The organism is Dehalococcoidales bacterium (assembly GCA_035529395.1).
Classification (GTDB): domain Bacteria; phylum Chloroflexota; class Dehalococcoidia; order Dehalococcoidales; family Fen-1064; genus DUES01.
Window position 1 is genome coordinate 1 of record DATKWT010000143.1, and the last position, 18209, is coordinate 18209.

Consider the following 18209-nt stretch of genomic DNA (forward strand, 5'->3'; position numbering starts at 1 on the left):
AGAAGACCTTACAACCGAAGCTTCCTCGCCATACCAAACCTGGCCCGGATCATCCATGGCGCAGGCCTTTTAAGGCCCATATCGATAGGGGGTGACAAATTCGCTGAACAATTAGGGTGACATTTTCGCTGGACAACAACATCCACTGTACTGGTTGTGTCTGTACTGGTTCTGTACTGGTTCGGTAGTGTCAAGAAAAGTGTGTAAATTCAGGAAGGGGCTTACACCTCCAGTTCTTATTCATGTGACAATGCCTCGTCCCCCTTGCCTGCTTCCCTCACAAGAAGAAAACACCTCCTCCCTGCAGGGAAGGGCGTTGGGTAATAACCACGACACCTCATTCTGTTGTGTCGCCCTTCTTTCTAAATCTGAACGAGGGCACAGTACTACCCCGTTGGCGCTTCCGGTTGACGCCCAAATACCCTTATGATAGTATAAAAACACCTTAGTCATGAGACAACTGCCGGCGTTCTACTATATTCCTTTATCAATTCTCATCGTTGGCTGTTCCTTGTCTTTTCACAGTCAATTGTGCTCAGGGGAGATTCTATGCGGGTAGAGGAAGAGCTGAACCAGCTATCACCCGAAAAAGACATGCTGCTGGCGGTCGGTGTCTTCGATGGGGTTCACCTCGGGCACAAGTATCTGCTCTCACAGCTCGTGGAACAGGCCGGAAAAGAAGCATTGCTGAGCGGCGTAGTTACCTTTCGACAGCACCCCCGGGAGGTGCTCTCGCCCGGAACGGAGCTACCCTACCTGACCACCTTTGACCAGAAAGTCGACCTCCTTAAGAAGGAGGTCATCGACACGGTCGTCAGTCTGTCCTTCACCCCCGAACTGGCGCGGCTTACTGCCCGGGAGTTCATTCTGCTGTTGAAGAAGCACCTGCGGATGTGTGGGCTGGTTGTCGGGCCTGACTTCACTCTGGGCCGGGGGAGAGAAGGCAATACGGATGCTCTGCGGCAGTTGGGGCAAGAGCTGGGTTTCAGCATGACGGTAATATCTCCCAGGATGATTGGCGGTGAAATGGTCAGCAGTACCGCTATCAGGAATGCCCTGGCGGATGGTAAAATAGAGAAAGTGGCGAAACTGCTCGGTCGCCCTTATAGCCTCCAGAATACCGTGACCACGGGTGCCGGACGGGGTACAGGACTGGGTTTCCCCACCGCTAATCTGGAGATGGACCAGCGGCAGGCTCTACCGCCCGACGGCGTCTACGCAACCTGGGCCTATGTCAACGGCCAGGCCTACGAGTCGATGACCAATATCGGCAGGCGTCCTACTTTTGGGGAGAACGAACGTAATATCGAAGTGTTTCTACTCAACTATCATGGCAATCTGTATAATCAGGAAATGAAGGTCGATATCGTAGCGAGGCTTCGTGAGGAGAAGCGTTTTGATACCGTGGACGAACTCAAGAAGCAGATAACCGAGGATGTTAAGCGGGGGAAAGCCATCCTGAGCACCCAGAATAAGGAATCGGTGTGAGTGCGCCCGTAAGTCGGATGCCGGTAGAACGGCGTACTATTGAATAACGCAGAATAGAGAGGGAGAGAAATGGAAAACTTACGTATTCCGGGACCAACACCCTGTCCTGATGAAGTACTTCAGGCAATGACCAAGCAGATGATTAATCACCGGGGTTCGGAGTTTGCCCGGATGCTGAACCGGGTCACGGAAAGCCTGAAGATACTGTTCCAGACCAGGAATGATGTCTTCCTGCTTACCGGCTCGGGAACGGGTGGCCTGGAAGCAGCCGTAGTCAATACCCTGTCGCCGGGGGACACCGTACTTTCCGTGTCTATCGGAGTGTTTGGTGACCGTTTTACATCCATCGCTGAGCAGTATGGTGCCGAAGTAATCCCGCTGAAGTTCGAATGGGGCAAAGCGGCGGACCCGGACAAAGTCCGGCATGCCCTGGAGAAGGAGCCGAAGATAAAGGCAGTCCTGGTTACTCATAATGAGACCTCGACCGGTGTTACCAATGACCTGGCCTCGCTAAGCTCGGTAATAAAGGGGTTTGATAAGCTGCTAATCGTCGATGCTATCAGCAGCCTGGGGTCAATCAACCTGCCCGTAGATGAATGGGGTTGCGACATTGCTGTTACCGGTTCTCAGAAAGGCTGGATGGCCCCTCCGGGGCTGACTATGGTCAGTGTCAGCGAAACGGCATGGCAGGCGCATGCTAATGCCAGAATGCCCCGCTTCTACTGGGACTTCTCACGGGCCAGGAGCTACCTGGAAAAGGGTCAGACACCGTGGACACCGGCCGTTTCCACTGTGTTTGCCATGAATACCTCGCTGGGGATGATGCTTGATGAAGGCCTCCCCAACATCATCGCCCGTCACGCCCGGATTGGCCAGCTGGCACGCGATGGAGTGAAGTCGCTCGGACTGACACTTTTCGCTGATGAGAACTTCGCCTCCAACACCGTCACCGCAGTCAACGCTCCGGAAGGCGTCAACGCGAATGACTTACGCAAAATCCTCCTGGCGGAGAATGAGATAGTCCTCGGTGGTGGTCAACAGAGACTTGATGGTATGATATTCCGTATCGGGCACCTGGGCCTGGTGGCCGAAGAGGATATCCAGGCAGTAATTGCGGCTCTTAAGGGAGCGTTGGCTAAAGTACGATAGGAGTACATCACCCGAACAACGTTACCGGAGGGCAACTGAAGCCCGACTGCCTGGTAGTGGCGGAGTTTCGGATGCAACTTAGAATGAAAGATGCAGCATTGAAGGTAATTATAGCCGACCCTATTGCCGACGAAGGCGTAGACATCCTGCGTGGTATCGCCGAGGTGGATATCAGGCCGGGTCTCAAACCTGATGAGTTAATTGCCATCATCGGTGACTATGATGCACTGATTGTGCGCAGCCAGACACAGGTTACCGCCGACGTAATTGAGGCCGGTAAGAAGCTCCAGGTCATCGGCCGGGCCGGGGTGGGTATCGACAATATCGACCTTAACGAGGCTACCCGACGGGGCATCGTCGTTGTCAACGCGCCCACCGGTAATACCATTTCCGCAGCCGAACACACCATAGCCCTGATGCTATCGCTAGCCCGTCACATCCCCCAAGCAAACGCGGCACTCAAGGACGGGGCCTGGCAGAGAAATAAGTTCATGGGCACCGAGGTGAAGAACAAGACGCTGGGCATCATCGGGCTGGGCAATGTCGGCTCCGAGGTGGCCAGGCGCGCCCGGGGCCTGGAGATGAGGGTCATCGGGCAGGACCCCTTTGTCTCCGTAGAACGGGCCACTAGCCTGCAGGTGAAGCTTGTTCCCCTGAAACAACTGCTCAAGGATTCCGACTTCATTACGCTGCACATTCCGTTGACGCCGCAGACCAGGGGGTTTATCGGCCCCAAGGAGCTAGCCTTGGTCAAGCCCACCGTGCGTATCATTAACTGCGCCCGCGGTGGACTGATCGACGAGGAGCTGCTGGCCCGAGCGGTGGCGGAGCAGAAGATAGCCGGTGCCGCTGTTGACGTCTTCGCCGAGGAACCTACTACTGAGAGCGCACTTTTCAGTGAGGACGAGGTTATCGTTACGCCTCACCTCGGTGCCTCCACTACGGAAGCCCAGGCAATGGCGGCCAGGGACGTTGCCGAGCAGGTGGTTGCCCTGTTCAACGGAGAGCCGGCTCGATACGCGGTGAATCTCCCCTTTGCCTCCGCAGAGACAATGGCGGTGCTGTCACCCTATATGGAGGCAGCCGTTAAGGGTGGCAATCTCATGCATCAACTCGTCGAGGGGCAGATGAGCCGGATTCGCATCAAATATGAGGGCGAGATTACCAACTACGATACCAACGCCCTCAAGGCATCAGCACTGGAAGGCCTGCTGGGGGGTGTTAGTGAGGAACGGGTCAATATAGTGAATGCCAACCTGGTGGCTGCCCGGCGGGGTATCACCGTCGTGGAAGAAAAGGAGTCCATCTGCCGGAACTACGCCAGTTTGATTACGCTTAAAGCGACAACCAGCAGCGGCGTCACCACAGTCGCTGTGACCGTGATGAGGGATGAACCACACATCGTCCGGGTCGATAACTACTGGACAGATATCGTGCCCTACGGCGGCTATTTCCTGTTCAGCGACCACCTGGACCGTCCCGGTCTCCTCGGTGCCGTGGGCAGGATAACCGGTAACGCGGATATAAACATCAGCTATATGTACGTATCCCGCCTCAAACCAAGAGGACAGGCACTGATGATAATAGCGCTTGACGAGCCTTTGCCGGAAGAACAACGACAGGAGATGCTGGCCCTCCCCGATATACATACTGTCAAGATCGTGCATCTGTAAGAGCAGCCGTTCAGGATACTGAAGGAATACAGCAAGAGCACCGTCTTCTGGAGAGTGGTGTTGTCTGACCAAGAACAGGAGGTGAACAGCTATGGCGTATCAAGGGTGGTTACTGGAGAAGAATGAGGGGGTTGCCACGATAACCCTGAATGCACCCGATAAGCTCAATGCCATCAACCGGGACATGTCCATGAACCTGCCCCTGGTGGCTGACGAGCTGGCAAAGGATGATGAAATCAGGGTGGTGATTGTTACCGGTGCGGGACGTGGTTTCTGCTCGGGTGCCGATGTCTCCATGATGGCCGGCGGTGGTGCCTCCGGCGGTCCCCAGGTCTCGCGATATCAGCGCCTCCAGGTGACTGGATGGCCTCACGCTGACGTCTTCCCCCACCTGGACAAACCCGTAATCGCGGCCATAAACGGCCCCTGCGTGGGAGGTGGTCTCTCACTGGCCCTGAGCTGTGATATCCGTGTAGCCGCAGAGAATGCCTTCTTCAGCGTTGCCCAGGTGTCCCGGGCTCTTGTCCCGGACTTCGGCCTGACCTACTACCTGCCGCTGGCAGTCGGTCTCTCCAAGGCCATGGAGCTGATGTTCACCGCGGAGAGGTTCACCGCTGCCGATGCCAGGGAGTTCGGAATGGTAAGCCAGGTGGTGCCACCCGACGAGCTGATGAATGCCGCCAACGAGTTAGCCGCCAAGATTGCCGCACAGGCTCCAGTATCCGTTAGCCTGACCAAGAGGATGGTATGGCGCAGCATGTTTGACAGCCTTGACCGGCAACTCGACCTGGAGACGTGGGCGACACGGATAGCCTCCCAGACTGAGGACCACCGCGAGAGCGTACGCGCCTTCCTGAATAAAGAGCCGATGCCCGAGTACAAGGGCCGCTAGGACAAACGGAGTCCTACTGTATGGATGACGGAGCGGGGCAAAGGAACACCCACCTATCCCGCTCCATAAGGATGGCACCTGATGGAGTATGAAGACCTGCTACTGGAGAAAAGTGACGGTATTGCCACCGTTACCCTGAACGCGCCGGAGAAGAGGAATGCCCTCACGTTCGGGATACGCAAAAGTCTAAGCCAGGTCTCGGTTGACCTTGCCGCCGATGATGATGTGAGGGTGGTAATCGTCACTGGTGCCGGCCTGGGGTTCTGCGCCGGGGGAGACCTCAGTGGGGGTGGCGGGGTTGAGCCAACCATGCAGCAACGTATTGAGTTCCTCGGGCCCAGCCATGGAACACACGCCTTCTTCATGCTGGACAAACCGGTGATTTCCGCGGTAAACGGTGCCGCAGTTGGGGCCGGTCTCTCACTCGCACTGAGTACCGACATTCGTATCGCCTCCGATACTGCCAGGTTTGGCGCTGTGTTTGTGCTCCGGGGACTCACACCGGACTGTGGAATTACCTACTGGCTGCCCGGAGCGGTGGGGGCGGCTAAGGCCATGGAGATGATGTTTACCGGCGAGATAATCGATGCTGCCGAAGCGAAACGACTTGGTATTGTCAGCAAGGTAGTGCCACCTGAAGAACTGATGGATACCGCCAGGGAATTGGCCACCAAGATTGCGCAACAGGCCCCGTTCTCGGTAGAACTGACCAAGCGTATGGCATACCGCAGTATCCGTGATAGCTGGAACAGGCAGGTTGAAGTAGAGAGTATCGCCAACCAGATAAGCATGCAGACGGAGGACCACCGGGAAGCAGTGCGTGCTTTCTTTGAACGGCGACCCCAGCCGAAGTTTCAGGGAAGATAGAACGGTCTCCTTCTGCGAACCGTTCAAACAAGCCGGTTGAACACGAGCCCCACCGGCGTCTTGGGGTAGAAGTAGGTTGACTTCCGCGGCATTGTATCCCCGCTATCGGCAACGGCCTTGACAAGCTCGGGATTCACCGGTTCCAGGAAGAAAGTGAGCTGGTATTCCCCATCCAGTACCCTGTCGATTGCCTCCTGGCGGTCCTGGCAGTAGGCGACCCTGGCCTCATTACCCGAGGGGTCTATTTCAAGCAGCTTCTCCAGTATTACGTGGTCGGTGATGGTGACGTCCAGTCTCTCGAACATCGGGGAATGAAAGGACGGCATCATCGTGCCGATGCCTGCGGAATCGCGCAGCCGGAGCAGCAGGACGTCATTGCCGGCAGCACCAAAACAGACCAGCCTTACCTCGTTCGTCCCTGCAGTCAGTTCGTCCACACGCTGCCAAACACCCGGTCCGGTGAATGGGAGATGCTCTATCTCGAAGAAGGCCTCCAGCTTGGCCAGCAGCCCATCTAGAAGTGGCCTCGAAATACCGCGGACCAGCCGGTGAGGCGCCAGGATAATGAGCCCAGGGTCGCTCAGGTCCACCAGTGTCATCATAACGAAGTCAAACGGTTCATCCCCGGAAGAAGCCTCCGAGGCGGAGGAAGCCTCCTCCGTTCCGGAGGAGGTTGGCGAATAGGCCCGCTTTTCCCGCCGGTAGGTGAGGGCGCTGGTATAGCGATGGTGCCCATCCGCGATGTAGAGCGGTTGTCCCGCCAGGCACTTGGATATAGTGCGGATGGTGCCAGGTTCAGTGATGGCCCAGACCTCGTGGCGCTCCCCGTCAAGTGTACCTGTACGCATCATCGGGGGACGGATTGCCTCACCCGCCAGCAATAAGGATGCCTCCTGCCCCGGGTCTTCGTACATTGCCAGGACCGGACTTGTATTGGCTTGGAGTGTCCACAGCAGGTCCAGTCGGTCGCGCCGGGGTCCGGCCAGGGTACCTTCGTGAGGGCGGACAACCATAGTATCCCACTCTTCCAGCCGGACGAGGACAATCAGCCCGCGACGATGGTACTCCCTCTCGCGGTACTGGAAGTAGTGGTCGTGAAGGTAGAGGGAGGGCGTCCCGTCTACCTCGAGGATGCCCTGCCGGAGCCAATCCTCGAGGACCACCGCGGAACGGGTGTACCGATTATCACCGATATCGTCCTGGGGTAGCTCCCGACCGTATTCAATCCTGATGAAGTTATGCTCGTTCCGGGTATAGAGTTCCTGTTGGAACTGCGGGGAAATGACATCGTAGGGTGGACAGATAACCCTGGAAAGGTCGCTGACTACCGACTGGTTGTAATGCAGACCGTGGAAAGGGCGAATCTCAGCCACTCTTTCTCCTACCAGCCCTTCATACCGGGATTCGTCTCAGGAATAGTTTACTGTATGCACACAGGCGGCGCAAGTGTAGAGCAGGACTTGTCCGTCCCGGGATTCTGCGCCACTGAAGACAGTGGCGTTTCGTCAAACTCCCTGCAATTATCATGGGGTCACACAAAGAAAGAGACTGTGCCACCGTTTGAAAGCGCCTTAGACCGCGACGCGATGAACAGTCTAGCTTGGTGTACCCGGTTCTAACGGCTCCGGGCTACCGACAGATAGTCTGACTATGAACTCTGTTCCGGCACCAGGGGTACTACTCGCCTCTATCGTCCCGCCATGAGCCACGACTATCTCTTTGGCAATTGCGAGTCCGAGGCCGACACCGGTTCTTATGCCACCAGCCTGGTAAAAACGGTCAAATACGAAAGGCACTTGCTCAGGGGGTATTCCGGGCCCGTCGTCGATTACGTGTATCTCAATCGAATCAGTCCCGCAGCGGCGACCATTGACAATCACCTCGCCCTTTGCCGGGCTGTTCTTAATGGCGTTGTCCAGCAGGTTATTGAAGACCTGCTCCAATCGGTCAGTATCACCAAATACGGTCATGTGCGGCTCGATTCTTGTCTTCACAAGCACGCTCTGTTCCTCGGCCTGCACACTCATAATTTCCTGGCATTGCTCGAGAAGCTCGTTAACATCAACGTATTCCCTGGCTATTCTCAGTTGACCGGACTGTATTCGGGCAAGTTCCAGTAGCTCATCTACCTGCCGCCGCATTCGCTTGGACTCATCGTTAATGATGGTGGCAGCTTTCAGTCTGGTAGCTTCGTCGTCAGCCGTGCCATCAAGCATTGCCTCAGCGAAGCCCTGGATTGAGGTAAGCGGGCTTCTCAGTTGGTGTGAGACATCAGCCACGAAGTGGCGCAGCCGCTGCTGCGACTGTTTCACCTGCTCCACCATCTGGTTGAAGCTGACAGCAAGTCTTCTGACCTCCCTCGGACCCGCTGCGGGTACTTCCTGGTCATACTGACCCTGAGCTATCTTCTCAACAGCTTCTGTGACGCGTTGGATAGGGCGATAGACAGAGCGTGCCAGCAGGATAGCGATTACGAGTGAAACAACAAGTGCAATGAGACCGGCTAACAGGAAAGGACGAAACAGGACAGTCCAGACAGCCAGTGCACCGCCACGCGGCACTGCGATAATCAGAGTGTCCACCGTCGCTGCTGTCTGGTCCGGTCTAGTCAGGGGATATGCAGAGTAGAGAAAGATCTGCCCTCCGGAAGCGACAAATCTCCCCTGTTCAGATCGTGAAATGCGGCTGGGCAGTTCCTCCCGCGGTACGTCAATAGGCTGCTGACCAGAAGACGCTCCCGGAGTTACCTGGCTGATGATGTCACCCCTGCGATTGCCGAAGAGAATGTGGATATCGTTCTTCTCTGCCTGCTCCTGCATATTTGACCACAGTTCGCTGGTAGTGACTTCTCCCTTAATCAGGGATATGACCTGTACGTAGACCGGACGCGCCACATCCTCAAGACTCTCCATGGCCAGACTGTCGCGGTATCCCTGAAGTAGCACCGTTACGGATACGGCGACCATGCACAGACACAGGACCACAATCAGAACATATGAGACAAACAGGCGTGTCCGCAGGCTCATCCATCCTCCTCCGTTACCGTCATTTTGTATCCTGTTCCCCGAAGCGTCTCTATACTGACACGTGAGCCGGCCATTCTCTCGCGAAGGTGATTCACATGCACATCGACGGTACGGGTCTCGCCGTAGTAGTCATATCCCCAGACCATATCCAGCAGCTTCTCACGACTAAAAACGATTCCGGGGTTCTGAGCGAAGGCTACGAGCAGGGCAAACTCCTTTGTCCTGAGTTTCACAGGTTGTCCGGCAACAGCTACTTCGTGACGGGAGAGGTCTATGTGTAAATCGCCGATGTCAATAGTCTCGGTGGGCTTCAGTCCGGCCTGATACCGGCGGAGAATAGCCTTTACCCTCGCCACCAGTTCTCTGGGGTTGAATGGTTTGGTGAAATAGTCGTCAGCACCCAGTTCGAGGCCAACTATCTTATCAACATCGTCCTTCCGTGCCGTGAGCATCAGGATAGGAATGTCGCTTTTAGCCCGTAGCTGGCGACAAACCTCAAACCCGTCGATATCCGGCAACATCAGATCGAGAACAATGAGGTCAGGGTGACCGGTGCTCTGTTTCGAGAGGGCATCCTGACCGGTAGATACGCCTTCCACCTGGTACCCCTCACGCTCAAGGTAAAGCCTGGCCAGCTCGATTATGTTTGGCTCGTCATCAACCACCAGTATCTTTGGCATGAGCGGTATCCTCAATCTGAGCGGTGTCGAGTGAACCCATTATACTGCAGGACTGGTACTCTGCCCACATTAACGTAGTCACATTCGTAGACCATCTGGCCCATTTTTTTCGTTGACGAAGGCCCGGGCCAGCTTTGTTTCGACTGACCCGGACCTTTGCATAAGGTGTATTGCTTTACTACGTTTCCAGCATAGTGCAATACCCTGGTTATTGTGTTACGCCGCCATTGTCCGTCGTTGCGGACTCAATGTTGGTCTGGTCTACCTGGGACGTGTCCCTGATGTTGATGGCAGCGCTACCGGGGAAGTACGCTTGCTTGACCGCCACCAGCAGGTAGATGCCTGCCTGGTCAAACTTATGGCTCAACCTGCCGTTTCCATCCGTCCAACCGAGCAATGTACCATGGAACTCTACCAGTGCCCCGTAGTCCTTAGCACTGGCCGTAACACCGGTGTCTTGCCTGAGGGCGGATACCTGTTCCTTGAAGGCCTCGACCTGGTCCCGTGTGATTGCCCAGATTCCGGCTTCACCAACCGGGTCAAGCGTAAGCCTGTTCAGGGCGGCGATGTTCACTTCCGTCCCCACCGGCGCACTTTGCGGCGCCACTATCGCGAGAACACCAACAGCATCGCGAATACCGATGGCAGCAAACCCGGGGAAATATGACTGCTTGACGGCTACCAGCAGGTAGATGCCCTCTTCCTGGAAGGCGTATGTCAGGGTTCCGTTCAAGCCCGTCCGACCGAGGGGAATGCCGTGAAGGCCTATCAGTGTCTCGTAATCTTTTTCTTCGGCAGTAGTTGTCTCATCCTGCCTGAGGGCCGAGAACTGCTCTCTAACAGTGTCGACCTGGTCCCGGGTGATTGCCCAGATTCCGGCATTGGCAACAGGTTCGGAAGTTGCCTTATTGTGGACGGTCATGGTTACATCTTCACCCACACCGGCTCTACCCGGCGCCTCGATAGCCAGCGCTCTTGGAGCATCCCTGGCCACAATCCAGGTGGAACCGGGGTAGTAGCCGTTCCTGAAGGCGATGAGCAGATAGTTTCCTGCTTCGGTGAACTCGTGGTACACCTTACCGTTTGGGCCTGTCTGACCGAGGAAAGTGCCGTGAATGTCTGCTAGTGCCTCGTAGTCCTTCTCTTCGGCCTTGACAGTTTCATCTTGCCTCAAGGCAGATGCTTGCTCCTTGAATACCTCTGCCTGTTCCCGTGTGATTGCCCAGACACCGGCGCCCTCGAACGGTTCCTGGTCTGCCCTGAGGAAGACCGTCATCCGGGTCTCCTGGTTAATCATTGCTACTCTTGGTGCTACAATTGCCAGGGCACCCTGTAACGTTATCCCGGGTTTTGCCCCGGACTCCTGGCCATCATCCGCCAGGGCTGACATCGGGCTGAGCGCCAGTAGCACCAGTGCCATTGCGGCTGCAATTATTACGGACCACCTTTTCCTTTTCATTTGAGTTACCTCCTTACTCTTTCTTTACTCGACTGCGGTCAGCAGTGATTTCTGACCGGGGCCCCTCAGGTCTTTTTCATCCACCGAACCTACAGCCTAGTATCAGTATAGGGCTCCACTATTAACACCGTATTTTGCGTATGTAAAATCTCTGTAAAACCTGGGCATACCTCAGATATGTGCTGTCAGCTTACATACAGGACCATTCCGGATGAGAAGTTCGATTTCGGACTGAAGCAGAAGCGGTACCAGTCCCCTCGGTATGCTCAGTAGAGAACTCTGCCGTGTGATACGGTAAAATCATCGGAAGCATGTCACGCGTATGCCCTTGTCCCCCCAAGTTTGACACTTGTGCGAAAGCGTTGAGTGTAGTAGCATGGGCATCCCGGACAGGACTTCAGAGAGGTGCCATCATGTTGTTGGAGCAATTCTTCCCGCCTGTTGAAATAGCCCTGGTACTTGAACCTGAAGAGCTCGCCCTCCCTCTCTTGAAATACCTTGTAGCTATGGGGCACCGTGGCCGCGAACCTGACCTGAACATCCGCAACTTCTATGCGGGGGCGGAGGTAGATGCATACGCGGGCGAAAAAAGCGATGAAATGTCACGAGCCATAGTCGAGGCGTGGATGTGACTAGAGCGAGAAGGTATGCTTGCGCCCTACTTGCGGAAGGGTCGTGAGTGGGTCTCTGTGACACGACGTGGTGCCAAGCTGGCAGAGGAGTCCGACATAGCTGGCTATGTAAGGAGTAACCTGATTCCGAAGCAATCACTCGACCCGGTCTTGGCGGACAAGGTGTGGCCACTATTCATTCGTGGAGACTACGACACTGCCGTTTTCCAAGCATTCAAAGAGGTTGAGATTCGCGCTAGGACTGCTGCTTATCTATCCCCTGAATCTTATGGCACCAGCTTGATGCGCGATGCCTTTCATCCAGAGAATGGAGTATTGACCGATAGCAGTCTTCCTTCGGCCGAACGCCAAACAACTAGTGACCTGTTTGCTGTAGCAATAGGCTTGTTCAAGAATCCCGCAAGCCACAGAGACGTGGACTGGAATGACCCCGTCGAGTGTGCGGAGTTGATCTACTTGGCGAATCATCTCTTGAGGATGGTAGAGAAGCATGCAGACGAGGAGTGTTCCCGGGCGTGAACCAGCCTACTCCAGTGCCTGGCCCTCTTTGAGCAGTATCTGGTCAGGTGAAAGACGTGGCCGGGATTCCGGGTCCTCATCCGGGTAGCCTATTAGCAGTAGCGTCAGAACGGCAATATGCCTTGGCCAACCCAGTATCTTGGCAGCCTGTCCAAACCTCATCCTCTGCACCCAGCAGGTACCGAGACCGAGGGCCGTGGCCATAAGCACCATGTGTTCCACGGCGATAGCGGTATACATGTGTGCATCGGGGAGGAACTTCTGGAGCTCCGCGGGGTCTTCGCTATCCGCACCAAAGTACTCGGAGCCAGGCGGGGCCAGTTTGTGGCCCTTGACGAAACTGAGGAGTTCGGAGCCGCAGACAACTACTACCGGTGCCTGGGCAATTTGCGGTTGTTCGCCAATGACCGCTCCTTCTATGAGCTTGCTCTTCAGTTCGCCTTCCTTGATTATCTGGAATCGCCACGGCTGCCGATTGGTGCCGGAGGGCGCCAGACGAGCAGCTTCCAGTATCTGTTCCATCATTTCGTCGGGCACCTGGTCAGACTTGAACTTGCGTATACTCCGCCGTTTCTGAATCGCCTCTGCTACTGTCAACATGAAATGCTACCTCCTTGAATCGTGGTCGTGTACTATACAGCGGGTTTCCATCATGCTAGCATAATGCCGCGAAACCTGCAAAGACTGCGAATGGACTCATAACAAGTATTGCTGAAAGTGGTATCGTTGCCTCATAAATGGTGTTACCCAGGGGAGGTACGATGACACGAGGTAGCATACTGGAATACCTGTCGGTGTCGAAGGGGAAGAAGGGATGGTTTCTGGACCAGTTCATTATGGTTACCGGATGCCATCGAAAGGAGGCCATCCGGTTGTTATGCAGAGAAGGCCAGGGGAAGGTGAAGAGAAAAAGTGGGCGGCCACGGCGATATGGTCATGATGTGGATGTTCAGGTTATCGCCATACTCAATCGGCATCTACCAGCAGTGCCCCCGGAGGTACAAGTACCCGATCATCTGAGCGTGTGGAATGTAACCACGAGAAGCTTGGCTAGAGCAGTCTCTCCTTCAACACCTTGAGATTCAGCACGTCCTCTTTGTTGTATTCGAGTAGTGTATTCAGAGCATCAAGGTCGAAGGTGTCCACGTATCGCCACCACAGCCTCACGGCCTGATACCCATCCACTTCCTTGAGCTGTCTGGGAATGCCCAGTTGACGCTCTACAGCCTTGAAGCCACCATACAGGTTGTTTCGCCAGCAGTCGTACATCAGGTCATGGTGCTCAAATAGGTCAGTCAGACTGATACCCAACTGAGAATGCATGAAGGGCAGGTCGAACCTCTTGCCATTATAGGTGTAGATGATGCTGACACCATTCAGGGCTTCGAGGACACTGTCTCCGGTTATCTCCATCCCCACCAACTGAATGAACCTGGGGCCGTCGTCGCTGCACAGGTGGATGCCAACCACGGTGATTTTGTGGTACTGGCGGGACAGTCCCGTTGTCTCAATGTCCAGATAGGCTTCCAATGGGCAGACTCCATGCAGGTTTGCCACATTATACAGCACGAACGGGATGCTGGGCAGTGAGTGTCAATCCACCTTCAGAAGCACCCGGTCACCTGGGCGTGCGGGATGTAGTTGTTACATTAGTGCTGGAGGGAACAAGCATTCACCATAAGGCAAGGGCCAGCAGGTCTTCAATGGTCTGTCATTGAAGATTACTACAGGGGGGGAACGCAGCCAAATCTTAAATAGATTAGTGCTAATACTCACTACTACTCATTAGATAGAAAATTTATTCCCACCACTCTCCAATAAAGAAAATCTTACTATCATCTGTCGAGAACACTGGAGTGTGGCATAAAAACTCAGGAGGAGAGTAATCGGGCGTTATATTGATCATATTGGAACCATCGGAGTTCATTGTATATATGTCATATTTACCTTCGTCGTCAATAGCTCCTACGATAAACACCATTTTGGCTCCCGAGTTTGACCAACTCACAATGCCCTGACTGTAGCCTGTATTCGTTAAGCGTGTTTCATTATAGCCACTGGTATCTATAGTGAATATATTATAGTTACCATGTGGTGACATGTCATTTTCAAGACGCTCAAAAACAATTCTAGCACCATCAGGGCTTAATCGTGGGTCGTAGTCACCAAACGGTAGGTTAGCTTTGCCCCACAGTCCAGCCTTTGGTGGATCCGTCACCTGAACTGGATTAGACCCATTATCATTCATAATCCATATACTGCTTCTTGCGGTAAAGACGATCTTGTCCCCAACCCAATCTATGTCGGCATCATGATAGCCAGAATCATAAAGCTTCCTCTGATTGCTGCCATTTTGCTTCATAGCAAATATGTCCAGACCTTCGTCACGCCAGGAGAGGAAAGCTATCTGATTGCCATCAGGAGACCACACAGGATAGACATCCATGAGGTTATTATTAGTCAGTCTTTTCAATTCTCCGCTATTAATTTTTAAAGTGCAGATCTCTTCATTCTCATTAGCATTGCCTCCAAATTGCTGTGAGAAAGCAAATGCATCACCCGATTTATTTAAGTGTAAAAATGTAATCTTATGTGTCGCACTATAGAGCAATTCCACCTCTTCTGTGGCAATATCCAATGCGTATATACCCCACTTACCGATATGGGGTACTGTCTTTCGTACTGGTTGGTCTTTGGGAGTAGAAGTTGTCGGCAGCGAGTCTGTTGGTGCTAGTCCGGAACATCCGATAGTACCAGCCACGCAGAAGATGAGAAGGAAGAGCACAGTCAGCAGAGCAACCTTACAGGTGAAATAACGGATATTCCAGATCACGCTTTTCCCCCTGCACTATATATATCGGCTTCAATCATGATTGCATCCCTGTAATAATGCTGGACAAAATAGATATTCCCTTCATCGTCGAGACTAACCTGCCCCCAATAATGATACCACTTATTAAGCAGTCAGTCGTCCCCATTGAAATACCAATTAGCCGGAATGTGTGATCAGGTCTTGAAGTCCTAGGCTGCCATAGCCCGGCACGAGGGCGAACACCGACTTGGCCATGACTTCGCTTCACAGGTTGAAGGTCAACTCGAATGTCCTGGTTCGGCCTATTGTACAGTACCGCCCACCATACTGGACTTGATGAAAGGACCCAGGCTGCTGATGAGAGACTGAGTTGCGCCACAAGGAACGTCAAGAACACGGCCTCCATCACGTAGACGGAGGCTTTTCACAAGAATGTAACGCTTTTCAGCCCAGACAGTTCGGCACCGCGGTCACCTGTGAGCAATCGATAACCTTAAGACCTTCAAGTGCCATGGCCAATTCAGTATTCCTCCTTCTATCTGATTGAGGAGATTCCAGGTAATCGGGCTAGCCTTGTCACAAGCCACAGGGCAGAGAGTTGCACCTTTCGGACTTCTGTTAAGTGATTGAACGATAAGAGCGATCGCGTGGTTATGTACCTGATGTGTTCCAAGCTGTGGCTAAATAGCAGGACGTAACCATTTCTTGGCTAAGGGCAGAAAAACGTGCAGGGCTAGTAAGACTGTGAAAGGAATCCAGAGATACTCATGTATCTCAAAAGCCAACTTCTTGGTGAATAGTCCGAAAGTTATAGACTCAACAATTCTGGATTCGGTGATACCGAAGCCAGAGATCATATGGACCATCGTGACTAGTAGTAACAACGATTGTATTATTCTTGATTAGTATCGTTTTATTCTACCTTTCAAGAAAGCCCTCATCTAAGTCTGCTTCGTTGGAGTATCCTCCACTCTCCCAATAGCCCCGGTAGTCGGCATCGTCAGAAAGTTCAATCCTGGTTATCCACTTTATCCACTTGTAGCCCCACTTGCTTTCGGCTACCAGTTGGAAAGGGAATCCCCTTTCGGTAGGGAGGGTAATCGCGTTCATTTTGTGCGCCATGATGATATCGTTGCCCATTATGTAGTCGATTGGCAGTGACGTGGTGTAGCCATCCTTAGCATGAAAGATGACTGTTTCGACACCGGGTAGAGGGATGGCTTCTTCCAGCAGGTCCCTGACCAGCACTCCCTCCCACAGAATGGTGGTGCTCCAGCCCTCCACGCAATTCAGCGTGACTGCCTTTTCGTGGAGCTGATTGCCGTTTATGACTTCATCATAGCTGTACGTCTGAGGTCTCTCCACCAGCCCAGTGATCTCCATCTGGTAGCCTTCAACATCAATGTGCTGTGGCCCCTTGATAGAGTTCTCTCTAAAATCGTTCACCGAAGACAGCTTCTCCCCCTGGTACTCTCGAATTTCCACAGACTCCAGCTCCCTGGTCTCATCCGGACCAGTACCCGGTTCGCAGCCGCTGGCTGCAGCAAACACGGCTATAAGCATAAGAGACGCCACTGCAACAGAAATTGTCCTCCACATATCCTTCCTCTTCCCCCCTTCGCTCACTGAACCCCGGCAAGCTACTGTGGTCACGTTTCATACCCCATGTAAGAACACTTTAGACTGTAGCGGGGACTGTGTATGTGACTTTCGTATCAACCGGAATACAGCGAGGGCTTTGGAGCAATGGAGATATGGGATGACCGGATGGGGGCAGCCAACAGGGGGTAAGCCTTGACCTTGGACCTCCAATGACCTCCTCGCTACAGGTCTGGGGACAGACTCCTGGCTACCTGATAGAAGATGTAGCCCAGCATTCCGTGGGCTACATCTCCAGTGTCAGCCAACTCTGCATGCTTCCTATTCGGTATCTCCTCCTGTCTACCGTAGATAAGCTCATCCTCAATCTCGGTGTACGCCAGCTTTGTACTCGGCAGCTTTGAGATCGGGAATTACCCGGTAGCAGGCTTGAGGTCTGGATTGGCAAGGTGTAACATGATGACTAAAGGAGGGTGAAATGGTAAGAGCACTGGTATTATACCATTCGCAGGAGTTTGGTAACACAGCGGCCATGGCTAAGGCAGTCGCCGAGGGTTTGCGGGAGCTCGGATGCGAGGTTGACCTATTCAACACTGATGACGGCAGGTTCGATGTGACTCAGTTCCCGAAGTACGATTGCGTGGCCTTTGGTTCGCCGGACTACTACAGCTACATTGCTGGTGGGCTCAAGACCTTCATGGACGATCACTATATTTATGATGTTCGCAAAGGACTGGAAGGACTCAAAGAGAAACCCTACGCACTCTTCTACTCACACGGTGGCGGTGGTAGAGTGATAGATGCCATGCTTCGCATTTTCAGACGCGTAGGTACCCTGACTGGTGAGCCGGTCGGTTCAAGAGGTAAACCGGATCCGGAGGTTCTGGAAGAGTGCAGAACTCTGGGCAGAGAGCTGGCTGAAGCCGTTTCGTAGTAATCATCCAAGTCAGTTGTTGCCCTGACTGGAAGGGTTGTAATGTGTTGTGCTGCCTTATATCATGTACCTCTGGGCGTGCGGAATGTAGTTACGGCATTTGTGAGAGAGGTGGTATTGAAGCAGGGACTGGGCAGTCACCATAGGGGAAAGGCCAGCAGGTCTTCATGAGAACTCGCGATGAGGGACGAGGATGTGTCACCGCCCTTGTCTCCGCTGGCACCTCCGTGCTGGGTCACTGTCCTGAAGAGGTCACAACCTGCGGACTACCCCCCGGCCGTTGCCTACCCAACCTCATTGTGGCCAGGTGATGGTTATCGCATCTACCGGGCATACGTCAACGCACTCGTTGCATCCGGTGCACTTGAATCGGCTTTCGGTCCCGAGCTTGAAGCTCCCGGGTTCCCTGGGATCCGTCTCTTTGAACCTCTCCACTTTCACGGAATCCACCAGGAAGACGGCCTGGGGACAGGTCCGTA

The 18209-nt window shown here is 53.9% G+C and carries 17 protein-coding genes; 8 read left to right on the plus strand and 9 right to left on the minus strand.

Annotated elements, in window-relative coordinates; translation table 11 throughout:
• Window positions 1–549 precede the first annotated feature (549 nt).
• From VMW13_09300 to VMW13_09320, 5 genes are all read left to right on the plus strand, one after another.
• Window positions 550–1488 carry a bifunctional riboflavin kinase/FAD synthetase gene (locus VMW13_09300; protein HUV45010.1) on the plus strand — a complete coding sequence of 313 codons (939 nt, stop codon included), beginning with the start codon at window positions 550–552 and terminating at the stop codon, window positions 1486–1488.
• Between the two features lie 69 nt (window positions 1489–1557).
• Window positions 1558–2637 carry an alanine--glyoxylate aminotransferase family protein gene (locus tag VMW13_09305; GenBank protein ID HUV45011.1) on the plus strand — a complete coding sequence of 360 codons (1080 nt, stop codon included), beginning with the start codon at window positions 1558–1560 and terminating at the stop codon, window positions 2635–2637.
• Between the two features lie 83 nt (window positions 2638–2720).
• A complete protein-coding gene (gene serA, locus VMW13_09310; protein ID HUV45012.1) occupies window positions 2721–4310 on the plus strand; it encodes a phosphoglycerate dehydrogenase in 1590 nt (529 codons plus the stop codon).
• Window positions 4311–4401: 91 nt separating this feature from the next.
• The gene (locus VMW13_09315; GenBank protein HUV45013.1) at window positions 4402–5202 is read left to right on the plus strand and encodes an enoyl-CoA hydratase-related protein; all 801 of its coding nucleotides are present in this window, start codon (window positions 4402–4404) and stop codon (window positions 5200–5202) included.
• Between the two features lie 81 nt (window positions 5203–5283).
• On the plus strand, window positions 5284–6069 hold the full coding sequence (locus VMW13_09320; protein ID HUV45014.1) for an enoyl-CoA hydratase-related protein: 786 nt from the start codon (window positions 5284–5286) through the stop codon (window positions 6067–6069).
• Window positions 6070–6092: 23 nt separating this feature from the next.
• On the opposite strand, the gene VMW13_09325 is transcribed toward VMW13_09320, so the two are convergent.
• From VMW13_09325 to VMW13_09340, 4 genes are all read right to left on the minus strand, one after another.
• A complete protein-coding gene (locus VMW13_09325) occupies window positions 6093–7442 on the minus strand; it encodes a DUF1015 domain-containing protein (GenBank protein ID HUV45015.1) in 1350 nt (449 codons plus the stop codon).
• A 222-nt stretch (window positions 7443–7664) separates the two neighbouring features.
• Entirely contained in the window at window positions 7665–9095 is a 1431-nt protein-coding gene (locus VMW13_09330) for a HAMP domain-containing sensor histidine kinase (GenBank protein HUV45016.1), read from the minus strand.
• The gene (locus tag VMW13_09335; GenBank protein HUV45017.1) at window positions 9092–9775 is read right to left on the minus strand and encodes a response regulator transcription factor; all 684 of its coding nucleotides are present in this window, start codon (window positions 9773–9775) and stop codon (window positions 9092–9094) included. The genes VMW13_09330 and VMW13_09335 overlap by 4 nt, the downstream gene beginning before the upstream one ends.
• Window positions 9776–9983: 208 nt before the next feature.
• Entirely contained in the window at window positions 9984–11234 is a 1251-nt protein-coding gene (locus VMW13_09340) for a hypothetical protein (protein HUV45018.1), read from the minus strand.
• 413 nt (window positions 11235–11647) lie between these two features.
• Between VMW13_09340 and VMW13_09345 the strand changes: the two genes are divergently transcribed.
• Window positions 11648–11866, plus strand: a complete 219-nt coding sequence (locus VMW13_09345; protein HUV45019.1) for a hypothetical protein — start codon at window positions 11648–11650, stop codon at window positions 11864–11866.
• A gap of 57 nt (window positions 11867–11923) precedes the next feature.
• Window positions 11924–12385: a TIGR02391 family protein gene (locus VMW13_09350; GenBank protein ID HUV45020.1), complete on the plus strand. Its 462-nt coding sequence runs from the start codon at window positions 11924–11926 to the stop codon at window positions 12383–12385.
• A 6-nt stretch (window positions 12386–12391) separates the two neighbouring features.
• On the opposite strand, the gene VMW13_09355 is transcribed toward VMW13_09350, so the two are convergent.
• The 4 genes from VMW13_09355 to VMW13_09370 all read right to left on the minus strand — a co-directional run bounded on the left by VMW13_09355 (window position 12392) and on the right by VMW13_09370 (window position 16796).
• Window positions 12392–12985 carry a nitroreductase family protein gene (locus VMW13_09355; protein HUV45021.1) on the minus strand — a complete coding sequence of 198 codons (594 nt, stop codon included), beginning with the start codon at window positions 12983–12985 and terminating at the stop codon, window positions 12392–12394.
• A gap of 450 nt (window positions 12986–13435) precedes the next feature.
• Window positions 13436–13915: a ribonuclease H-like domain-containing protein gene (locus VMW13_09360; GenBank protein ID HUV45022.1), complete on the minus strand. Its 480-nt coding sequence runs from the start codon at window positions 13913–13915 to the stop codon at window positions 13436–13438.
• A gap of 268 nt (window positions 13916–14183) precedes the next feature.
• Window positions 14184–15218 (minus strand): hypothetical protein, encoded by a 1035-nt coding sequence (locus VMW13_09365; protein ID HUV45023.1) that lies wholly within the window; start codon window positions 15216–15218, stop codon window positions 14184–14186.
• 897 nt (window positions 15219–16115) lie between these two features.
• A complete protein-coding gene (locus VMW13_09370) occupies window positions 16116–16796 on the minus strand; it encodes a molybdopterin-dependent oxidoreductase (GenBank protein HUV45024.1) in 681 nt (226 codons plus the stop codon).
• A 478-nt stretch (window positions 16797–17274) separates the two neighbouring features.
• On the opposite strand from VMW13_09370, the gene VMW13_09375 reads away from it, so the two are divergent.
• Entirely contained in the window at window positions 17275–17730 is a 456-nt protein-coding gene (locus VMW13_09375; GenBank protein ID HUV45025.1) for a flavodoxin domain-containing protein, read from the plus strand.
• A gap of 294 nt (window positions 17731–18024) precedes the next feature.
• On the opposite strand, the gene VMW13_09380 is transcribed toward VMW13_09375, so the two are convergent.
• A partial coding sequence (locus VMW13_09380; GenBank protein HUV45026.1) for a 4Fe-4S binding protein occupies window positions 18025–18209 on the minus strand: 185 nt, incomplete at its 5' end.

Bases quoted from the DNA above. Each gene is read 5' to 3' on its own strand.
- VMW13_09300 (HUV45010.1), top strand. From the start codon at position 550: ATGCGGGTAGAGGAAGAGCTGAACCAGCTATCACCCGAAAAAGACATG.
- VMW13_09305 (HUV45011.1), top strand. From the start codon at position 1,558: ATGGAAAACTTACGTATTCCGGGACCAACACCCTGTCCTGATGAAGTA.
- serA (HUV45012.1), top strand. From the start codon at position 2,721: ATGAAAGATGCAGCATTGAAGGTAATTATAGCCGACCCTATTGCCGAC.
- VMW13_09315 (HUV45013.1), top strand. From the start codon at position 4,402: ATGGCGTATCAAGGGTGGTTACTGGAGAAGAATGAGGGGGTTGCCACG.
- VMW13_09320 (HUV45014.1), top strand. From the start codon at position 5,284: ATGGAGTATGAAGACCTGCTACTGGAGAAAAGTGACGGTATTGCCACC.
- VMW13_09330 (HUV45016.1), bottom strand. From the start codon at position 9,095: ATGAGCCTGCGGACACGCCTGTTTGTCTCATATGTTCTGATTGTGGTC.
- VMW13_09335 (HUV45017.1), bottom strand. From the start codon at position 9,775: ATGCCAAAGATACTGGTGGTTGATGACGAGCCAAACATAATCGAGCTG.
- VMW13_09340 (HUV45018.1), bottom strand. From the start codon at position 11,234: ATGAAAAGGAAAAGGTGGTCCGTAATAATTGCAGCCGCAATGGCACTG.
- VMW13_09345 (HUV45019.1), top strand. From the start codon at position 11,648: ATGTTGTTGGAGCAATTCTTCCCGCCTGTTGAAATAGCCCTGGTACTT.
- VMW13_09355 (HUV45021.1), bottom strand. From the start codon at position 12,985: ATGTTGACAGTAGCAGAGGCGATTCAGAAACGGCGGAGTATACGCAAG.
- VMW13_09370 (HUV45024.1), bottom strand. From the start codon at position 16,796: ATGTGGAGGACAATTTCTGTTGCAGTGGCGTCTCTTATGCTTATAGCC.
- VMW13_09375 (HUV45025.1), top strand. From the start codon at position 17,275: ATGGTAAGAGCACTGGTATTATACCATTCGCAGGAGTTTGGTAACACA.